The sequence below is a fragment of the Caldicellulosiruptor naganoensis genome (assembly GCF_026914285.1).
GTDB lineage: Bacteria > Bacillota > Thermoanaerobacteria > Caldicellulosiruptorales > Caldicellulosiruptoraceae > Caldicellulosiruptor > Caldicellulosiruptor naganoensis.
The window spans coordinates 291062-311464 of sequence record NZ_CP113864.1 but is presented as its reverse complement, the minus strand read 5'-3'; the positions used below and the strand labels follow the sequence as shown (position 1 = coordinate 311464).

The following is a 20403-nucleotide window of genomic DNA, read 5'->3' as shown; positions in this document are numbered from 1 at the left end:
TATATCATAATTATCTCATAATGTAAATACAGTAAAAATAAAGAGGCTGTCACCTCATCTTTTTAGACAGCCTCTTTTTAACTTTGTGAAAGCTACTTTATATTTTTAAACTTCAAGGAAATCAAAAGTTTGTGCTTTCAAACAATATCAGAGAATTTTGATATATGGTATAATCGAAATTGGAATCTGAAAGCTGCAAATAGCAACAGAAGGAGCGAGCTTTTAATGATATACATTGTCGCTGCTTTTCATGCAGAAGCAAAGCCTCTGATAGAACATTTTGGCCTGAAAAAATTATATGAACCTTCAAAATTTCAGATTTTTTCTGGCAATGATATTCTTCTTATAGAAAGCAAGGAAGGAATTGAAAAGAGCAGTATTGCAACAACATTTGCCTTGACAAAGTTTGGAGCAGGTAGTAAAGATATAGCCCTGAACATTGGGATTTGCGGAGCTGTGGAAAATGCCTTCTCAAAAGGCGATGTTATCCTTTGCAATAAAATAATAAATCACCACTCAAAAAAGGCATTCTACCCAGATATTTTAATTCAGCATAGCATGAAAGAGGCAACACTCGAAAGTTTTATGCACCCTGTGAAAAAAGATAGTTTGCCAGTTGAAATTGAGGGAGATATAGTTGACATGGAGGGTGCAGGATTTTTTGAGGCAGCTTCTATTTTTTTGCCCCTGCACAATGTTCACTGCATCAAGATTGTTTATGACTTTTTGGACTTTGAAAAAATAAATCCTGTTGAGATTGAAAGTATGATAAAGCAAAGTATTCCTCATATAGAAAATCTGATAAATTCCCTCTTAAAACTAAATCTTGAATTTTATAACAATACGCCTGAAATTGATAACATACCTCTACTTGTAAATAAACTAAAAAACAGTTTACATCTCACAGCTTATATGACCAATGAGCTTGAAAGTTTGTTAAAAGACTATATAATAAGGCATAAAAAACTTCCTGATTCTATTTTTGAATTTTTTGAAGTTCAAATAAACTCTAAAAAGGAGGGCAAAAATTACTTTGACAAGCTCAGAAAAATCCTTCTTAGCTAAGCATTTTTCTCATGTTTATGTTGAAAAAGCTGTTCTTTCTCATCCTGTTACAATAAAGATTTTAGAGAACCTGCGAAGCTCTCAAATAGTTAAAATAGATAACTATAAAGAGGTTTTCTGCAGAGCAGGGCAAAATTATTCTCTTCAGGAAAAGAGCAAAAAACTAATACTTGCAAAAAAATGGGGAGAGTTTCTCTATCCCGCCCCCTCAATTTGCCACAACTTTGGATATGATAACTTTTTTTATACAAGCAACATTTTGAACTGTATTTACAGCTGTGAATATTGCTTTTTAAAAGGAATGTATTCCTCTGCAAATGTAGTAATATTTGTAAACATCGAAGACTACTTCAAAGAAATTGATGCTGTTTTGGGAAATATGCCGCTGTATCTTTCTGTATCATACGAAACAGACCTTTTAGCACTTGAAAAAATTGTGCCATTTTCTTCTGCATGGATTGAATACGCAGCTTCAAAGCAAAATTTGACAATTGAAATCAGAACAAAAAGCACCAATTTCAAAGCTTTAGAAAACTTGAAACCTCAAGATAATGTAATTTTAGCGTGGACACTGTCTCCTCAAGAAATTATAGAAAAGTTTGAACATGGCACACCTTCTTTATCTTCACGACTTTCTGCAATTAAAAAAGCTACAGAAAATGGCTGGAAAGTAAGGCTTTGTTTTGATCCAATTTTATATATTGAAGACTGGAAAATGGTCTATGAAAAATTTTTGAACCAGGTTTTCGGAGAGATGAACCCTGATAAGATTGTAGATATTTCAGTTGGAGTGTTTAGAATTCCAAAAGACTATCTTAAGAGAATGAAAAAAGCATTTGCAAACGAAATTACTTCTTTTCCTTATGAAGAATCACAAAATATCTGCACTTACTCAAAAGAGTTAAAAGAAGAAATGATTAACACAATACTTTTAATACTTGGCAATTTTGTTCCTTCTTCGAAAATTTTTGTGATATAATTATAGCAGGAGTTTAATGTAAAGGTATGAGGTGGAAATATGAAGAAGAAAATCCTTTTGGCTGCTACCTTGATTCTTTTGGTAGTTATTTTCTCAGTAGCTTTTGTCATTACTTTTAAAGAATTTCACAAAACACCTGAAGGTGCAATTCGCTTTTATATTGTTCTTCATAAAGGTCCATGGGCACTGTCTAATGTGAAAATTATCCGTGGTGATTATATTGATCATCAATACGTTGTCGAAGGATTTACTGATAAAGCGACGGGTACGGAAATTTGGTTTTTCTATTTAAGAAAAAGCGAATCAGGTCTTTGGGAGATATCCTCTGTTGGCTCAGGACCATAAACAAAGTGTTCTCTACCTCTGCCAGTATCATGTTTCCAGCTATTTTAGCTTTAGTTTTTTATTTTTCTTGTTTTTCTTTTACAATTTTTTTGTCTTTTTTTATCAACTAACTTTGCAACATTTGATTCAAATTTAACCATACTACCTGCACATCCTTGTTTGACTCTTTCTACAAGCTGAACATATTCAATTTCGTATTCCTCTAAAAGCTTCAGTTAAATAATATAGAAGGTTAGAATAGAATTGTCTTTGAGGTATAATTAAAATCACAAGGGGGTTTATTTTATGTGCGATACTATTGTTGCCTTGAAAAATTCAACGCTGGATAACTGTGTGTTATTTGGCAAAAACAGTGATAGAGAGAAAAATGAGCCTCATATAGTTATAAGAGTCCCCAGAAAGGAACATAAAAAAGGAGAAAAGGTCAAGTGTACATATATTGAAGTGGAGCAGGCAGAAGTTACATATGATTGTTTTTTATTTAAGCCATCTTGGATATGGGGCGCTGAAATGGGAGTTAATGAATTCGGAGTTGTTATTGGAAATGAAGCAGTGTTTACAAATCAAAGACAAGGTCCACCAGCACTTCTTGGGATGGATATTCTGCGACTTGCACTTGAGCGAAGCAAGACAGCAAAAGAAGCAGTTGACAACATTATTTACTTTATTGAAAGATATGGACAAGGTGGAAAATGCGGGTATACAAAGAATCTAAAATACCACAACTCATTTTTAATTGCTGACTTTGAAAATGCATGGGTATTAGAAACAGCAGGTGTCTATTGGGCTTTGCAAAAAGTTAAAGATGTAAGAAGCATTTCAAATGCGCTGAGCATAAGAAACGATTATAATATGAAAAGCAAGATGATAAAACGAGAAGGTATTGATTTCAAAAAAGAATTTGAAAACCAACTTATAACTAAATTTGCATGTGGTAATTTTAGACAGCAGCTTACCCAAAAAATGCTGGAAGAAAAAAAGGGAAAGTTAACGATAGAAGATTTCAAAAGCATATTGCGATACCATTATAATTTAAATAGCAAAAATTTCTTGTATGGATCTATGAAAAACATTTGCATGCATTCAAAAAGCATTATCTCAAGTGAAACAACTGGAAGCTTTATTGTTGAATTAATTGACCGAAAAATAAACATCTTTGCAACTGGAAGTTCACTTCCATGTCTTTCTATATATAAGCCTCTATGGTTTGTTGAAAACAGAGATATTTTCTTTACCGAAGAGAAAACTGATCTTGCAATTAGGTATTGGCAAGCCCAGAGAAAAATTATAGAGAATGTTGAAAAAGGAAAAGTGGATAGAGATACTTATTTAAAAAACAGAGATGAACGTGAAAAAGAACTTTTTGAACTTGCAAGAAATGTAAAAAATGACCTTGAAAAAGAAAACATAATAAAAATAGCTTGGCAATTTGAGTAATGTCTGCCTTCTTTCCTCAATACAATAAAGCTAACCATACCTGTTAAATTGAAATTGAAATCTATCTAGCCACTCTCAAGCCCAACTAGTGCTGCGCCCAGAGCACCAACAATTTGCGGATCAAAAGGAATCAAAAGCCTGCTGTCAAGCTTTCTTTCAAGCTCTAAAACGACACCTTTATTTTTTGCAACCCCGCCTGTCATTACAAAATCCTTTTCACCTTTTACTCTGTTTATTAACGAAATAGCTTTTATTGCTACAACCTTGTTAATAGCTCTTACTATATCCTCTCTTCTCTTACCTTGCGCAATGAGGCTTATCACTTCTGATTCGGCAAATACAGTGCACATACTCGAAATTGTCAAATCCTCTGAAAAATTTGAACACCTCGAAAAATCCTCAAGCTCTAACTCCAAAACTCTTGCCATGTATTCAATAAACCTACCAGTGCCCGCCGAACATTTATCGTTCATAACAAAATCCAATACATTGCTATCTTCATCTATTTTTATCACTTTGCTATCCTGTCCACCAATGTCTATGATAGTTCTCGCACTCGGAAAAAGGGCATGAGCACCCTTTGCATGGCAAGTTATTTCTGTGACCTGCATGTTTGAAAATGGAATACTTATTCTACCATATCCAGTTGAGGTAATAAAACTTATATCATCTTCGTTTATCCCAGCCATGCTACAAGCTTTTGAAAGAGCTAACTTTGCACTTGAGACCACATCAAAACCAGTCTTTACTGTACAGTAACCTAAAATGTTCTTGCTACTGTCAATGACAACTGCATTGGTGGAGGTTGAACCACTATCAATTCCAGCAAAATATTTTTTATTAGAAATTGATTTTGAAGTAGTAGCCTTTTGCAAGGTCTTCTCAACAAATGCTTCCACTCGCGTTCTGACTTGTTCATTTGCATTTTGGCTAAAATCTGTTTCGATTTTCAACACGTTGCTTTTTTCCTTTATCCTTGCATACTCAAATGAATAAAAGTCACAAAACTTTATTGTATTGTAGATAATTCCTTTAAAAAAGTTCTCTTCTATAAACTTTCTTTTTATGTTCATCCTCATGCAAGGAGGGAAACTTAAAAGGACTTTAGCGTAGCTTTCCAGACTCCCATCAAATTTGACATCATCCTGGCAGAACCTCTCGCCAGAGCAAGTAAGATTCAAAACTCTACCACCCGCACTTGAGCACACAAATTCAATCAATTCCTTTTTTGCACGTGCCCCCATGATTGATATGTCAAAACTGCTATGTTTATTTTGAGCTATCAGCTTATTTACCTGGCTTCTAAATACTTCTTCATCAAATTCTCTATTAAGCCTTTTTGAAAGCTTACTTTTAAATGTTTCCAACTGACAATAAAAAAACTGACAAGCCTCTGGTGTATTTTCACGAGGAAGGTCAATAATTTCTATAAATTCCATCTTATCTTTCAAAACATCATATACCCTTTTTATGCTATCACAGCAGTTTGTCAAGACAAGATTTTTTATACCACTTTGCAAGACATATTCCACAATGGCCTTTGCAAAGCTGCACATGTTGGGATGCAAAAGCTTTTCTGCATTTTCATAAGAAGATATCTCTGGCTCGATACAAAAAACATCCTCTCCAAAAGCTTTTATAATCTCAACTGGTGTATATTTGCAAACATAAGCTATCATAAAAGTAAGCCCCCTACTTGATGCTTTCGAAAAATGCTTCAAGACGAGTTTTTATCTGACCATGATTGTTATTTTTCTTATTGACACAATCAACATCTATAAAGGTAAACGGAATATCAAGCTTTTTAAACTCCTCTTTAAATAGCATGCTGCATCCTATCGACTGCTTGCAACCCATCTGACAGACCTGAATCACAGCATCGGGTGAGGTTAAAGAAATTAGCTTCTTTATGTGTTCAATTCTTTTCTCAAAATCGCTATTGTACGGATTTTTCAAAAGCTTTATTGAAAGCGCTTCAATTGGGTCGTCTGTCGGCAACTCTTCTAAAAAATCATAATTTAAATCCATACCAATGATAGTCAAATCCTTGTTAAAATTAAAAAGATTTTTAAAATTCTCCTCAAACATAGGAAGAGTATGTATAAAAAACACTCCCTTTTTATCTCTCGCTTTTGCATTTCTCAAGTCCTCTACAAGCATCTTGTAAAATCTGAGTGTTTCTTCCTTGCCAATAAACGTATGAGATGTATAAAGCATAAACATCTCAAATGTTAGGGTAGTAGGTATCTGCTTTTTCCCAAGAAGTTCTAAACACTTTTTCATTTGGCCTCTTACTTGGTTTTCTATTTGGATTATCCTCGACAATTTATGTAAATCCAGCTTGGCCCCTGTTTCTTTTTCAACAAAACTAATCAACTCTTTTAGCTGCAGTTTCAAATAATCTTTTGCCTCTTCAGAGTATTCTCTTGGAACGTCTAAAAAGAAAAATGGAATTTTTAAGTTTTCCGAAATAAATCTAAACGTGTTTAAATTTGCATCACAAATACTTGATGTTGCAACTAAGAATTTTGGCTTTTTTAAAAGGTCTGAAAGTACAGCACCAATAAACGCCTTGTGAAAGCTACAAAAGCTCTCGCTTATACCAAAACTCTCTGCCCTTAAAATTAGCTCATCTTCAAGCTCAAGCCCAGACAAAAAAGCAGATATTGCCTCAACAAAGATTGGGTCCAAATTAAATGCAAGCAAAATTTCAGCTGGTGCAAATAGGTTAACCCAAACACATCTTTTACTTGTCATTCCTTTATACGTCCAGCTAAATGCAATTTGATGTAAATATCTTAGCGATTTTGGCAACCTTTTATCAGGAAAAAACTTTACATAGTTTTTGCCAATGAAGATGCCAAGTTTAAGAAGATTATAAGCATTTTTGTTTTTCTTAAGAAAGTTGTTAATAACGGTGCTGTAGATATTTAAATAATTCATTTTGATCATCCTATTCTTTTACATATCACCATTCTCGTAATCATACCGTTAATTTCAAAATCAGTTCGTGTAATAAAGCTACCTTTGAAGAACCCAAGAGCAAGAAAGCAGTGTAATTATTTTTTTGATTGAAATTCCATTTTACCTTACGAGATGTTTAAGATTCATATAATGAATTGTATGAATTTATAATTTTGGTTATAGGAGGTATTATTTGTTTCTTTCTCGAAACAACTTTCGGAAGATAAAAACTATTACCCTTTATTTCAATATTGAACGCCTTTTCTAATATATCTTTATGTTTCCCAACAAATAATATTTTTGAACCTTCATTAATTATATCTGTAATCATTAGTAAAATCATGTCGTAATTCTTACTGTTGAGTACTTCTTCCATGAATTGTAGCAACTTTGCATCTAATTCTTTAGTATCAGCTAAAGTATTTACTTGGCCAACACCTATTTTCAGATTATTTATTATGAAATCCTTAAAATCTGTATAAAATATCTCCTCAATTGTCTTATCCTCAAGTGATGTACCTGCTTTAAACATTTTTATACCAAAATCATCAATGTCAATACCAGCTATTTGGGCCAACTTTCTAGCTGCTCTTATATCTTCAGAAGTGCACGTTGGTGATCTGAACATAAGTGTGTCTGATAATATAGCTGCACACATTATACCTGCTATTTTAGGTTCAGGGGCAAGACCATTTTCTTCGAAAATCTTGTTTATTATTGTTGAAGTAGAACCTACTGGATGATTTCTAAACAATATCGGAGAAGCAGTTGCAATACCTCCTACTCTGTGATGGTCAATTATTTCAAGTATCTTAGCTTCCTCAATACCCTCTACAGATTGGGATAGTTCATTGTGATCAACAAGAATTACCTTTTTTCCCTCATAATTAAGAATGTGTCTTCTGGCCAACAGCCCTAGTACTTTTTTATTATCATCTACAATAGGAAAATTTCTGTATTTATACTTAAGCATGGTATCTTTTATTTCATTAATGTAATCAATTTCCTTGAAGAAAATAATATCCTTCTTTTTCATGATATATGAGATGGGTAAACATTGACTAATTAGCCTTGCAGTATCGAATGTATCGTACGGAACTACAATAATTGTACAGTTATGCTTTTTTGCTACATCAATTACTTCTTCTGAAACATCATGATTTCCTGTGATGATAAGCGTTTTTGCACCTTTTTTGATTGCTTCTATTTGTACATTTTCTCTGTTACCAACTATAAGAGTACAATCTTTGCTTACTCTTTTAAGAAAACTCTCGAGCGACATTGCAGCAACAACAATGTTCCCTTTTGCAAAATCTGCATTTTGAAGCACTACCTTACCTTTTAATGTTCTCACAATATTGCTGATTGGAATATCATATTTCGATAATTCCTCCAGTGAAAAAAGGTATGATTTAGCTATGTCACCCAAAGAAGCTATACCTCGTAATGTATTACTCTTATCCACAATCAATGCAGTTTGGAAATTCCTTTCAACAAGAAGTTTCCACGCATCATATATAGAGGAATCTTCTGATATCGTTAAAGGTTTATCATATTTAATATCCCGTATTTGGGTGTACACATTATCAATATACTCAGGTTCTTCTACACTAAAGTAATTCAAAACAAACTGTGTCTCCCTGTTTATCTGGCCAATCCTGACAGGAATGGCATCTAAGCCTTCTAATGTTCTTTTTAAGTTCGCATACGCTATAGCAGAACATATAGAATCGGTATCTGGATTTTTGTGCCCAAAAATATAAACTATACTCATTTTCCCCTCCATTTGGAGTCACTATTATTTTTTACAATATTGTATTTTTTTGCAAGAGTATTAAGATAATATGTTTCAAATTTTTAAAGATTCTTTTAACTGATAACCTAATTCCACAGAAATTTCTTCTGCTGTTTTTGTTATTATTTTTATAGCCATTTCAAGCCTCTCTCCTTCAAGTCGAGAATCAGGCCCCGAAATACTAATTGCCGCACAAACCTTTCCTCTATGGTCACGAATAGGCGCAGCTACACAACGAAGTCCATCCATAATCTCTTCATTATCTATAGCATATCCTTGAATTTGTATTTTTGCCAATTCCGCTTCTAAAACATCTGGGTCCGTAATAGTATTTTTAGTAAATCTCGGTAACCCTTTTGTAGAAATAATTCTTTTTACTTCACTTGAAGGCAAAAAGCTAAAAGTACTTTTCCTACCCCTGTACAATGTGCTGGCAATCTCATACCAACCTGAGATACTATCCGCAACGACTGGTGACTCTCACACTTATCAATATACAATACCTCACCCTTGTCCAAGATAGTTAAGTGAACTGTTTTCCCCGTCGTTTCTACTAACCTTTGGATATATGGTGCTGCTATAGTCCTCAAATCCAATCTATTAGCAACAATGTTGCCAAGCTCAAAGAGACGTAAGCCCAACTTATACTTTCCAGTAAATGGCGATTGGTCAATATAGCCAAAATCGTACAAAGTAGATATTAAGCCATGTGCAGTACTCTTAGGTATACCTAATTTTTCCGCTATTTCATGTAAAGCCAGTTCCCTGCCACTTTCAGCTAATATCTCTATTATTTTTATGCTTTAGCTACTGATTTTATGGGCGCATTTTTTTCATCTGATTCCTTTCTTCCTCCCTATATTTTTGAATTGCAAAAATATGCATTATTATTTTGATTTTACCATCAACTCATAATTTGTAAAAGCTTCATTTTACAAAAATCTTTCTTAATCTCAACACACGTTCTCAATCTTTTATCATGGTATTCACTATTTAAACTCTACTCTTTTTGTTTTTACTTATTATATCAAATCCAATCGTCAGTAATCAATTTATAATATCTGTTAGTTTTAAAATACACTGTTTTTTTTTGATTAATTCTACTTCTTTATTTTATTAGTTTTTTTAGATCTTCAAATTCTACTTTTAATCTTTTGATATCTCTGTACGAACTGATCTTAAGCCTAAGTTCAGAATTTTGATTTACTATTTCAACTTCTCTATTCATTTCAATTTTATCAAGGTGTACAAATCTCACTCCTATGGTAGATGTACATCTAAAAATTGACTCAACAATATTTTCAAGTTTCTCATATGATGCAATCACGCCAATTTTATAAGCGGGTCTTCCTTTTTTCATATAAATTGGCGTAAAATATACATCACTCGCACCACTTTGCATTATTTTTTCACAAGCCAAAGCCATTTTTTCACCTGTCATGTCGTCAATATTTGCAAAAATTGCAACATAGCCTTTTTTAGAAGTTAGTTTCTTTTCCCCTATTATTGCTCTTACTAAATTGGGAATTTGAAGGTCTTTTGTGCCCGAACCATAGCCTATCTTTTCTATTTGCACTTGTGGCATTTGAAGAAATCCTTGAGACACAGCCGCAGTTATTCCTATACCAGTTGGTGTAATTAATTCCGAATTAATATCAGTAGTACCAATTGGAATGTTATTTAGCCTTGCAATCTCTAAAACTGCTGGTGCGGGAACTGGAATTACACCATGCATAGACTTTGTAAAGCCTCTGCCATCCAACAAAGGTGAAAAATAAATTGCCTCAGGTTTTAAATAGTCAATACAAAGAGAAAAAGACACAATATCAACAATTGAATCATCAGCTCCAACTTCATGAAATCCTACATTATCAACTGTAATGCTATGGATATTAGCTTCTGCTTGAGCAATCTTTTCAAAAATTTTAATTGACATTTCTTTTACATTTTGGTTGAGGCTACTTTTTAATATCAACTCTTTGATATCTTTAAAAGTTCTATGATAATGGCGATGATAGTTCCCAAAATGACGTTTCTTTTCATGTGTATTTACAATAAAGTTTTTTGCTTTGATTCCGTTCACAAATTTTTCTTTCAGCTCTAATTTAACATCAAGCCCAAGTAAGTCTATGTTCGATTTTATATATTCAAAATCCACCCCTGCATCAACCAATGAAGCAACAAGCATATCGCCAGCAATACCAGTCAATACATCAAAACATATAATCATTTTAACTCAATTCTCCTTATTTCAAAAATTTATATTGCCAAGAAATTTACTATGTAGCAACAACTGTTATATTCTAACAAAATCATTGCCTCAATAGCTGCTAATGTCCCTTCCATACTTTTATTTCCAATCTTTTACACCTTAATTAACTCTCTTGGATAAGAGGTTAAAATTTCATTACCATTTTTCCCTATATAGATTACATCTGTTATTCTGGGACCACCGATGTCCCGACGGTAGATGGTAGGCAACAGTAAGTCTATTACCATCCCCACTTCAATGACTTCTGTTCGTCCTTTACCTATGATAGGATAGAATTCCGACTGACGCAAACCCACACCATACCCTATTACATCCAGATAATATTTCTCATACCCTGCTGTTTTGATAACTTCCCTTGCAGCAGCATCCACTTCCCATGCCTGAACACCTGGCCTCAGAGCAGCTATAGCCTCGCTCTGGGCTTTTAACAATAGATTGTAAACTTCTTCCTGTGCATGTGAAATATTCCCTACAGCTACAGTACGGCACATCTTGGCACAGTAACCTTCATAAGTTGCTCCCAAATGAATAACCACCACTTTACCGGGCTGGATCTTTTTGTTGCTAGCGCAGGGATGAGTAAGAATTGTCCTTTCTCCAGAAACTACCTGAGGGCAAAAAGGTAAGCCATTTGATCCGGCTTTTAACATAGCATATTCTGCTTCGGCTAAAATCTCTAACTCACTTACTCCTGGCCGAACTGCTTTTACAGCCGCTTCAATACCTTTGCAGAGAGCTGCTGCTGCCCGCCGGATCATTTCCACTTCTTGGGGTTCTTTAATTGCTCGAACACGGTAAAAAAGGTCTGCAGCCTCAATAAAGTTTGTCTCCGGGAAGGCTTGGCGCAAAGCTTCATACACCGCATAATCTACAAAATATCTCTCGAATCATATACGCGGAGCCCCGAAACCGTAAGCTTTAATTCGCTCCACCAGCTTGCTACCTAAGCTTTCCTTTGGAAAAATGTAGCCATAGGTGGTCAAGCCAGCCTCCCGCTGCACATACTCAGCATCCAGCCAAAAGGTAACAGCACATGGCTCGCCTTCTCGTGGTATCAGTACTGCTAAACACTCTATCTGAGTCAAACCAGTGAAATAGATCAAATTTTCTCGGTTAACTACAACCAGAAGATCTAAGTTTTTCTCCGCCATTAAAGCCTGGATCTTTGTAAAGCGGTGGGCATAACGAGGTGCCATAGAACTCCTCACCTTTCTTTATTTTTGCAATTCTTGAGTTCCATTAGAAGAGTGAGTCGCGAACATCTTTTTTTGATAACTAAAATAAAATTTTACATAACTTACAATATTCTAATAATGGAAGTCATTTAATTATTTTTGTTTCCTTTTTTTAGCCCTATATTCTTTAATATATTCAATTCATCAGGAGCTCCCTCTTATTTGCATAAGAGGGAGCTCTTTATTAAAGATCCATAAGTATTTCTATTATGGACTAATGCTATATAGTTTTATTATTGTAAAATTTACTGATTGCCATTGTTTGCTTTAATCGATCTAAAATCTTCCTTTTCAGTAATTAGCGATACTAATACTCCAAAAACAATTGCCCAGAAAGGTGCACCAATTTTAAACAATGATATATTTGTTGCAGCTACAAAGAAAGCTACCATTGCTCCTCTTCTGAATTTATGACTAAAAGATCCTTCAAATACACTTATAAATACTTCAAACATAGCTAATCCTGCAATAACCTGCATAAACTCTTTGGGAGCCAACTTTGCACTTTCTACCCCCACTTTAGCCAACAAACCTACCACTACCCAAAACACGCCCTCGAAGAAAAAAGCAATTCATCTATATTCCTTTTTTCCTGCTATATCACCTGAACATATAGCAGTACTAGGACCTGCCGTTACTGCTGTGTGTCCCCCACATAGAGCGTAAAAGAAAGTAACAATTGATGGTACTGTATACATTGCATTTATAGGAGACTTATACCCCCTCGAAAGCAATACACCAACTGCCTGTATATTTTGAACTCCTACCACCATGAAAAACAGAGGAATTCCTAGTGCTATCAAACTTTTTACAGAAAAGTGTTGAGCAACAAATACAGGTTTTGCTATTTCCCATGCCAACGGTACCGATTTGGTTAAACCATTTACCTTTAAAAGTATAACACCCACTATTAATAAAATTACCACTGCGGGAATTTTACTGGAGAGCCTTTTAAAGAAGTACCATATGAAGAATACAGCTACTATTATTCCATAGACCGCTGGAGTAGTCAAAGCACTCGTAAAAGCATTCAAGCCAAAGCTCAGAAGAACTCCTGCTACCATACCTAACATAATAGGAGTAGGTATATGCTCAATAACAGTTTTTATTACACCTGTTGTAGTTAATATCAAAACAACTATTGCTATAGCTATATAAACACCTACTGCTTCATAAATATTACCCCCTGATGCTAGATACTTGCCAATAAGAACTAAACCTGGTATACTATATGCAATGACTATTGGTGTACGATAATAAAGAGAAATAAACATAGTAGCTAATCCTGCAAAAAAGAATATAGCAAATATCCAAGAAACAGCAATATTGTCTGGTAATTTACCTTCTTTAGCTGCACTCATTACAATCATACCAGGACCCATACTACTAAATAATGCACCAATTAAACCAGTAGTTACACCCGGTATAGAAATGTTTTTGACAAGTTCTTTTATACTTTCACCAATATTAACCCCTTTTTCCATTAACATTTTTTCCATATACCATCCTCCTTGCTTCTTGTTTTTTTTAGCCTTTTGCAGAAATGCTCAAAATGAGCATTATCAAGCTTTATACAATCTTCAAAAAAGTATACCTTCCTCCTCATAGATAGTGTAAAATATAACTGTATAAAACATATTTTCTATGAGGAGGAGGATAAAATGTTTAAAAATCACAATAAACAACTCTCTTTTTTAGAACTCTATGAAGACGTTAAAAACCTCGCTCTCAATAACCCTCCATAACCTTCTTGGCTTCTTCAATAATTGGCTTCTTCAATAAATACATCAATACCAATAGCTTCATCCCTCAATCCTTCTTTAAAGCCTACTATAAATACTTCGGTAAACATAGATGCTTCTCTTTGCAATCTATGTTATGTGCTTTCTTCATCCAAAAAATCTTCAAATTCTCTCCTTAACTCAACTCCGTGCTGTCTTGCTCAACTCTTACCAGCTCAAATCTTTCTGCAACTTCGATACTATACTCTCTATCTCTACATTCTCAAGATTTAGAAAAATCTTTCGCTCAGAAAAACTAAATCTCAAAATCCTAACCTTACTTCCTCTGCTGTGTATTATCTCACATACTCAAACCTCCCCAAATCTGCTTCTGCTTTACCTTATATCACTCGTATGTTCGCTAATGGTCATTTCTGCTATGGATACAAATTCGCTATCATCACTAATGGATTTGGTTTACCTCTTGTAATCACTCCTGCCTTCTGCCCTTCTTCTGATGACCCTCAAGACCCTGCTTTTTCTAAAGCTATCTCTGATTCAAAAGCTCTTATTCCCGCTTTGATTAACCTAAACCACAATTTCCAATTCAATCAGTTTTCAACCTTTCTCGCCGACAGTGCTCTTGACTCTTACATGGTCTATTCTTCTCTCATCAAAGATTTCAATTTCTCTAAAGTCATAATCCCTATTAACCCCAGAAATTCTAACCAAATTTCATATACTCCTACCTCTGACCCTAACATCACTATCTCACAAAACGGTATACCCTTCTGTAATAAACTAAATAAACCTTTTATCTACGAAGGTCTTTGTAATGGTAAAAATCGCTCCCCAAGAATTAAATTGCGCTGTCCTTGCTCTCAGATTAAAGACAATAAACGCTTTTGCACCTGCCCACATCCTTGTACTACTTCTAAGTCAGGTAGGATGTTCTATACATACCCGGATGCCAACCTGCGGTATTATCCAGGTATCGATAGAAATTCTGACCAGTTTTATCAACTTTACAAATCCAGAGTTACTATCGAGCAAACCATTTTTAATCTAAAGTCTTTTCTCGGTCATGATACCATTTTCTCATATGACCATATTTCACTTTTTTCTGACTTCTTACTCTCTGCTATTTGTATGCTTTTACTCTTTATTCTCTCTTATGCCATACTAAAACATCACCAAAATATCTCTTACAAAAAACTTCAAAAACTTAAAAAACTTATTGCCTGAGATTTTTCTTAACTCTAAAAAATGCATTTTTAATCCTCTACAAATTGCCCACACTAAAAACCCTTTTTAAAGGGTTTGATATAATTTTACCTTTTTTGGCTTTTGAATTATTTGGTAATAAATTTATAATCACATACGTTGCTGATAATGTTGTTATTGTGTGTAAATAGCACAATTTACCTATGCAGCCTCTTGACTTTTATTCCTGTATTCCTATTTTATGGTTTGTACATCTATTCATTTTGCAAACGGCTAAAGAATCAGAATATAAACAAAAATATCCAAGAGGGAGGTTTTTGTTATGGAAAATGTTTTAACAAAAGAACAATTGCTTGTGTTCATAAGGAAAAATAACATCCACGGTGTAAGTGACATTTATGAGAGTTTGAAGGATCTATTCAAAGACTTACTCCAAAGTTTTTTAGAAGCAGAAATTGAGGAAAGTTTAGGGTACGAAAAATATGATATCAAAAACAAGCAGACAACAAATTCGCAAAATGGTTATAGTCAAAAAACTGTCAAAACCAAGTTTGGTAAAATGGAACTTGATATTCCAGCAAGAATAGAGAAGGTGAATTTGAACCCAAGATAATTCCTAAGTACAAAAGAGATATTTCAGAGATTGAAGACAAAATCATAGCCATGTATTCAAGAGCAATAGCAACTCGAGACATTCATGTGCAAATAAAAGATATTTATGGTATCGAAATACCTGCTGAAATGGTTAGCAAAATTACAGAGAAAATTATTCAGCAGAATAAGATAATGGCAAAATAGACCATTGGAAAAGATATATCCGTTTATTTTCAGGGACGCGATTCATTACAAGATAAAAGACGAGGGTAAAAATTGTGAATAAAGCTGCCTATGTTGTTTTGGGTATTAACATTGAAGGATATAAGGATGTTTTAGGAATATGGATTGGAGAAAGTGAAAGCTCTAAATTCTGGTTGGGTGTTTTGAATGACTTGAAAACAAGAGGAGTAGAAGAGGTATTACTGTTTTGTGTTGATGGGTTGACAGGTTTAAAGGAAGCAATAGAAGCAGTGTTCCCAAAAAGCGATATTCAAAGGTGTATTATTCATCAGTCAAGTCAATTCGTTCAAATATGTTTCATACAAGCATATAAAAGAATTTTCAAAGGATTTTAAAAAAGTATATCAGGCAACTAATGAAGAAGCACTGGAAAATTTTTATCATGTAAATGAAAAATGGGGGGAAACAGTATCCTTATGCGTTCAGGAGCTGGGAAAACAACTGGGAGCTACTGACATCGTTTTTTAAGTTTCCCCCGGCAGAATAAGAAAGATAATTTATACCACAAACATCAAAGAAGGAATTCACAGACAGTTCAGGAAAGTGACAAAGACAAAATCAGTATTTCCAAATGATATAGCATTAGAGAAGATGCTTTATCTTGCAACAAAAAATGTTGTAAGAAAGTGGACACAGAGGTACAGAAATTGGGATGTAATATTAAATCAGCTTTTGATAATGTATCCTGAGCGTTTGAGAGAGTATATAAAGCAGATAGCAATCATCAGTTCGTATTTTAAGCTGCTTCCATGGAAGCAGTTTAAAACAATAAATAAAAAACAGAGTAGTATAACCCAGTATTAAATTTTGTCCAGGATTTTAAAAATTTGTGCATAAAAATTTTTAAAATGGTAATACTAAAAAATAGAAGGTAGACAAGTTTATCCTGAATGATCTCTTACCAAGAAGGTTGGTCTAATTTAAATACACAAGATTATTTACAGACCCTTATACCTTTTAAAATTATACCACACATTTATCTTCTCACCATTCCATTTCCTGCTGCTTCTTCTTCTTAAATTCACTGAGTGAACTACCATCCACCTGAAGAGGTGGTGGGGAGGTAAAGAAGTTTGATAGCAGCTATGGCACTCTTATTCTCACAGAGTGGTTTACATCACCATTACCAGCTATCTGCTTCAAAGCAGATTCTCCAGCCATTTTCTTTAGTATATTTACCGCTTTTCACCTCATTCTTATTTTCTTATTCTCATTTTGTTAACTTTTCTATCTAAATCCTCTTGCTTCTTCTCCATCATAAATTATTCTTCTTATTTCTTCTTTTATATTTTCATATATCTCTTTTTCTTCTTCATCCTCTACTCTTTCTTCTTTCTTCAAAATTACTGCCCTCAAGTTTATTACAAACTCCACCATAGTTACTATAATTAAAAATAACATATTGCAAAATATATATGAAGCCCAAAAAATAAAACTTATAATACTAACTCCGATAAATATTACATTCATATCTAAAAAATGAAATGCCCAAAAATCTTCTAAAACATCATCTTCATATTCTTTTTTGTATATTTTAAAATCCTCTGATTTTATCCATCTCATAAAACCCTCTTTTGGATTATCCAATAAAATATACTTAAGTTTTCCCAACGCCATTTCTATTGATCGCTTTTCTTCTGAAGTCAATTCTACTAAATTCTCCGAAAGAGTAATATTGTCATCTTCTATTATATGCCGCCATATAAGCGCAATCAAACTATAACATCCCACAGTAGGAAAGTCAAAAAGTTCATTACCTATAAACCCAGGTTCTATTGATAATCCAAAAACTAATGTTTTTGTAATAGGCCTTATCCTATCATCCGCATTTAGCTCATTCCTATTAACTACCTCTTTTGCGTACTTGAATAATAAGAAAGTAAAAATTACAGCAACAACTACCACTACAGTTCTTTGCAATGTACTAATCTTCGTAATAGTGTTTTTTTCTTTTTTGTCTTCTATATGTCTTACTACTATCCTATTCATCTTTTAAGCTTCACCATCTATTCTTACCCAGCACCCTAGCGTGCTTTTTACTTCTTCATCAGAAGAATTCTTACTTATTAATCTCACCTCATACAATCCTTCTACCCTTTCTTTTTTTATTTTTAATTCACTCAAAAGCTCTTCATCTTCTTTGTCCCCTTTTTTCACTAACACTATATTTTCCTCGTCTTTTACAAATATACCTCCTTCTTTTACCTCAGCTTTTTTATTTTCCCTGTATAGTATCATTGGTATCTTTACTATTTCTATGCTAAGTTTTTCTTCATCTTTTTTTCCTCTTTCATAAAAACCTTTGACCACAAAAATTGCTAATAGCATTACCATCAGTAGCATACTCATAATCCATATGATTTTGAGTACGGTTATACGACTACTATTCGTTATATCCTGTATTAACCAATATGTAAATTCTATTGTTACAAATATCCCCGCAATTAACGAACCTACAATTAACGACGGAACTATTTTCGCAAAAAAACCTCTTGAATTACCTAAACCTATTACATAATAAATGGGTGAAATATCGCAACAACTGACTATTGTCTTCTCTTGCCTTCTTAACTTAAGCAATTTTATAGCAGCTCTCGCCACTTTTTCTGCTAATATTTCTTCATTAATTCTCTCTTCAGCTTGTTCCTTTTTATTTTCTTTATTTTCTACTATTTTTTCTTCTAATAACTCTTCTATCAATATTTTTCTACCTGAATCTTCCTCATGATACCATATATTTTTGCCTATAACATATCCATCTACATATCTATCTTCTTTTACAGAGTAAGGTAAATATATCTCTTCTCCTCCTTCTGTCACAATTCTCTTAAAAATATAAAACTCCTCATCTGTTTTATATTTACAATTTGATTCGTTACATTTTAATACTAGTGCTATTTCTTTTTTGCTACTATACACTAAAAAATCACTTTTAAACGCTGTTGTCTCAAAATATTTATTTACAACCCAAAACTTTCTTATCACAACTGCTACAATTACCACAACTATTATTTTAAAAATTGTCAACAGTTCATACAATGCTAAATATGGAATATACCCTCCCCCATAAAAAATGAAAAACGGTAATATTACTCCTACTAAACCCAAAAAAAGAATGTACAAAAATATCTGCTTAAAAAATACTATAATACCATCTGATGAATCCCCTGTTATTCTTTCGCTCACATACGCTATATCTGCAAAATACCATATAAGCCTCAGAACAATCAACACTAACCAAATTACTGCTAATGCCTTTATTAGCTTATTCAGCGCTTTCACTACCCTCTCTCTACTCTCCATGCTCTTCCCTCTCTTCTCCTTTTAATCCCAAACTAAACTTTATCAAAAACAAAATATAATATTGCACTATCATCCTTCTCATAGGTGCATTATACTAGAATTCTTAATTTTCTTCTAATGTCAATTTTCATAAATCCCCTTCATCAGACCTAGTTATAATGTCATACCTTTTAAGAAGATAAGATATTATAACCATTACAAGCCATATACTTATTAGCCTTGACTCTTCTTTTATTCCCTTTTTAAGTATATTAATAACATGTTCATGTAAAAATGGATACAAAGAATATATTAACAATATAAATGCCGATACATACATAATAGATGCCTTAATTGCTACAAAAGTTAGTCCCCACACGCATATTTTCTTGCTTGTCTCGCTTTCTATTCTATTTTGTTTTTTCTATGTCAAAGAAAATATTTTTATTTATCCCTATTTTACTAACTTTGATTTCTTGCTTCTTCTTCCTTATAAATTGCTATTTTTATCTCTTCTTTTATTTTCTCATATATCTTCCTTTCATCTTCATCTTCAATTCCTTCCTCTCCCCTTAAAATTGCTTCTCTTCTCTTAAAGACCAAATCTCTTATATCCTCTATTAACGTAGATATGCTGAATATTAATGTAAATACTAATACACTTACTGGTGCTCCAATACATCCTATCAACACTACAGTACTGAATATCACTACTATTACATTGACATCTAAAAAGTGGAATGCCCAATAAAACGTTAAAATATCTTCCTTTTCATATTTTTTTAAATCTATATCTTTCGATTTCACCCAATTCATAAAATTTTCCTCTGGAGAGTTGTCCATTAAAACATATTGAAGCTTGCTCAACAGCAGTTCTATTACTGATTTATTTCTTGAAAAATATTCTATTTTTTCTTTGCTATCACCCTTAAACCAAGTAACCATGTATATTATTGGTGTGAAAATAGCTTCTGTAATAGGGTATCCCAAAATAGTGTCATCGATAGAGCATGGGGATAAGATATCTAGCGATAAACTAAAAGCCAATGTATTTATAAACGACCTTGTTTTTTCATCTACATCCAATCCAATTCTATTAACCCAATCAGTTGCATAGTTAATAAGCAAAAAAGCAATAATTATAGTAACAACTACTATCAAAACTTTGAAATTTACCAAATATGACTTAATACGCAATCTGTTATATATTGGATTTTTTACACCTTTCACTAATATCTTGCTCATGT

At 33.4% G+C, this 20403-nt stretch carries 13 protein-coding genes and 4 pseudogenes; 6 read left to right on the top strand and 11 right to left on the bottom strand.

What is annotated here, in order from left to right; all coding sequences use genetic code 11:
* Positions 1-225 precede the first annotated feature (225 nt).
* The 4 genes from OTJ99_RS01460 to OTJ99_RS01445 all read left to right on the top strand — a co-directional run bounded on the left by OTJ99_RS01460 (position 226) and on the right by OTJ99_RS01445 (position 3826).
* Positions 226-1065 carry a 5'-methylthioadenosine/S-adenosylhomocysteine nucleosidase family protein gene (locus OTJ99_RS01460; RefSeq protein ID WP_045165918.1) on the top strand — a complete coding sequence of 280 codons (840 nt, stop codon included), beginning with the start codon at positions 226-228 and terminating at the stop codon, positions 1063-1065.
* Entirely contained in the window at positions 1034-2044 is a 1011-nt protein-coding gene (locus OTJ99_RS01455; protein WP_045165917.1) for an SPL family radical SAM protein, read from the top strand. Before OTJ99_RS01460 ends, OTJ99_RS01455 begins: the two co-directional genes overlap by 32 nt.
* A gap of 39 nt (positions 2045-2083) precedes the next feature.
* Positions 2084-2389, top strand: coding sequence for a hypothetical protein (locus tag OTJ99_RS01450; protein ID WP_045165916.1), 306 nt, complete (start codon positions 2084-2086; stop codon positions 2387-2389).
* A gap of 285 nt (positions 2390-2674) precedes the next feature.
* Complete coding sequence (locus tag OTJ99_RS01445; RefSeq protein ID WP_045165915.1) at positions 2675-3826, top strand: C69 family dipeptidase; 1152 nt, start codon at positions 2675-2677, stop codon at positions 3824-3826.
* A gap of 65 nt (positions 3827-3891) precedes the next feature.
* Here OTJ99_RS01445 and OTJ99_RS01440 read toward each other — a convergent pair whose 3' ends face one another.
* From OTJ99_RS01440 to OTJ99_RS01400, 8 genes and pseudogenes are all read right to left on the bottom strand, one after another.
* The gene (locus tag OTJ99_RS01440) at positions 3892-5505 is read right to left on the bottom strand and encodes an acyl-CoA dehydratase activase (RefSeq protein ID WP_045165914.1); all 1614 of its coding nucleotides are present in this window, start codon (positions 5503-5505) and stop codon (positions 3892-3894) included.
* Between the two features lie 13 nt (positions 5506-5518).
* A complete protein-coding gene (locus OTJ99_RS01435; protein ID WP_045165913.1) occupies positions 5519-6769 on the bottom strand; it encodes a 2-hydroxyacyl-CoA dehydratase subunit D in 1251 nt (416 codons plus the stop codon).
* 157 nt (positions 6770-6926) lie between these two features.
* The gene (locus tag OTJ99_RS01430) at positions 6927-8564 is read right to left on the bottom strand and encodes a putative manganese-dependent inorganic diphosphatase (protein ID WP_045165912.1); all 1638 of its coding nucleotides are present in this window, start codon (positions 8562-8564) and stop codon (positions 6927-6929) included.
* A 75-nt stretch (positions 8565-8639) separates the two neighbouring features.
* Positions 8640-9331 (bottom strand): annotated as a pseudogene (locus OTJ99_RS13120) (IclR family transcriptional regulator).
* Between the two features lie 362 nt (positions 9332-9693).
* Entirely contained in the window at positions 9694-10815 is a 1122-nt protein-coding gene (larC, locus tag OTJ99_RS01415; RefSeq protein ID WP_045165911.1) for a nickel pincer cofactor biosynthesis protein LarC, read from the bottom strand.
* 134 nt (positions 10816-10949) lie between these two features.
* Positions 10950-11717 carry a M24 family metallopeptidase gene (locus OTJ99_RS01410; RefSeq protein ID WP_235374836.1) on the bottom strand — a complete coding sequence of 256 codons (768 nt, stop codon included), beginning with the start codon at positions 11715-11717 and terminating at the stop codon, positions 10950-10952.
* A 27-nt stretch (positions 11718-11744) separates the two neighbouring features.
* On the bottom strand, positions 11745-12053 hold the full coding sequence (locus OTJ99_RS01405; protein ID WP_235374835.1) for an aminopeptidase P family N-terminal domain-containing protein: 309 nt from the start codon (positions 12051-12053) through the stop codon (positions 11745-11747).
* 284 nt (positions 12054-12337) lie between these two features.
* Positions 12338-13576 (bottom strand): annotated as a pseudogene (locus OTJ99_RS01400) (benzoate/H(+) symporter BenE family transporter).
* 177 nt (positions 13577-13753) lie between these two features.
* On the opposite strand from OTJ99_RS01400, the pseudogene OTJ99_RS01395 reads away from it, so the two are divergent.
* Positions 13754-15058 (top strand): annotated as a pseudogene (locus tag OTJ99_RS01395) (transposase).
* 301 nt (positions 15059-15359) lie between these two features.
* Positions 15360-16582, top strand: a pseudogene (locus tag OTJ99_RS01390) (IS256 family transposase); the annotation flags it as partial.
* A 519-nt stretch (positions 16583-17101) separates the two neighbouring features.
* Here the strand turns inward: OTJ99_RS01390 and OTJ99_RS01385 are convergent.
* From OTJ99_RS01385 to OTJ99_RS01375, 3 genes are all read right to left on the bottom strand, one after another.
* A complete protein-coding gene (locus OTJ99_RS01385; protein WP_269015411.1) occupies positions 17102-17863 on the bottom strand; it encodes a hypothetical protein in 762 nt (253 codons plus the stop codon).
* A 3-nt stretch (positions 17864-17866) separates the two neighbouring features.
* On the bottom strand, positions 17867-19177 hold the full coding sequence (locus tag OTJ99_RS01380; protein ID WP_269015410.1) for a hypothetical protein: 1311 nt from the start codon (positions 19175-19177) through the stop codon (positions 17867-17869).
* A 441-nt stretch (positions 19178-19618) separates the two neighbouring features.
* Positions 19619-20401, bottom strand: a complete 783-nt coding sequence (locus OTJ99_RS01375) for a hypothetical protein (RefSeq protein ID WP_269015409.1) — start codon at positions 20399-20401, stop codon at positions 19619-19621.
* Positions 20402-20403 lie beyond the last annotated feature (2 nt).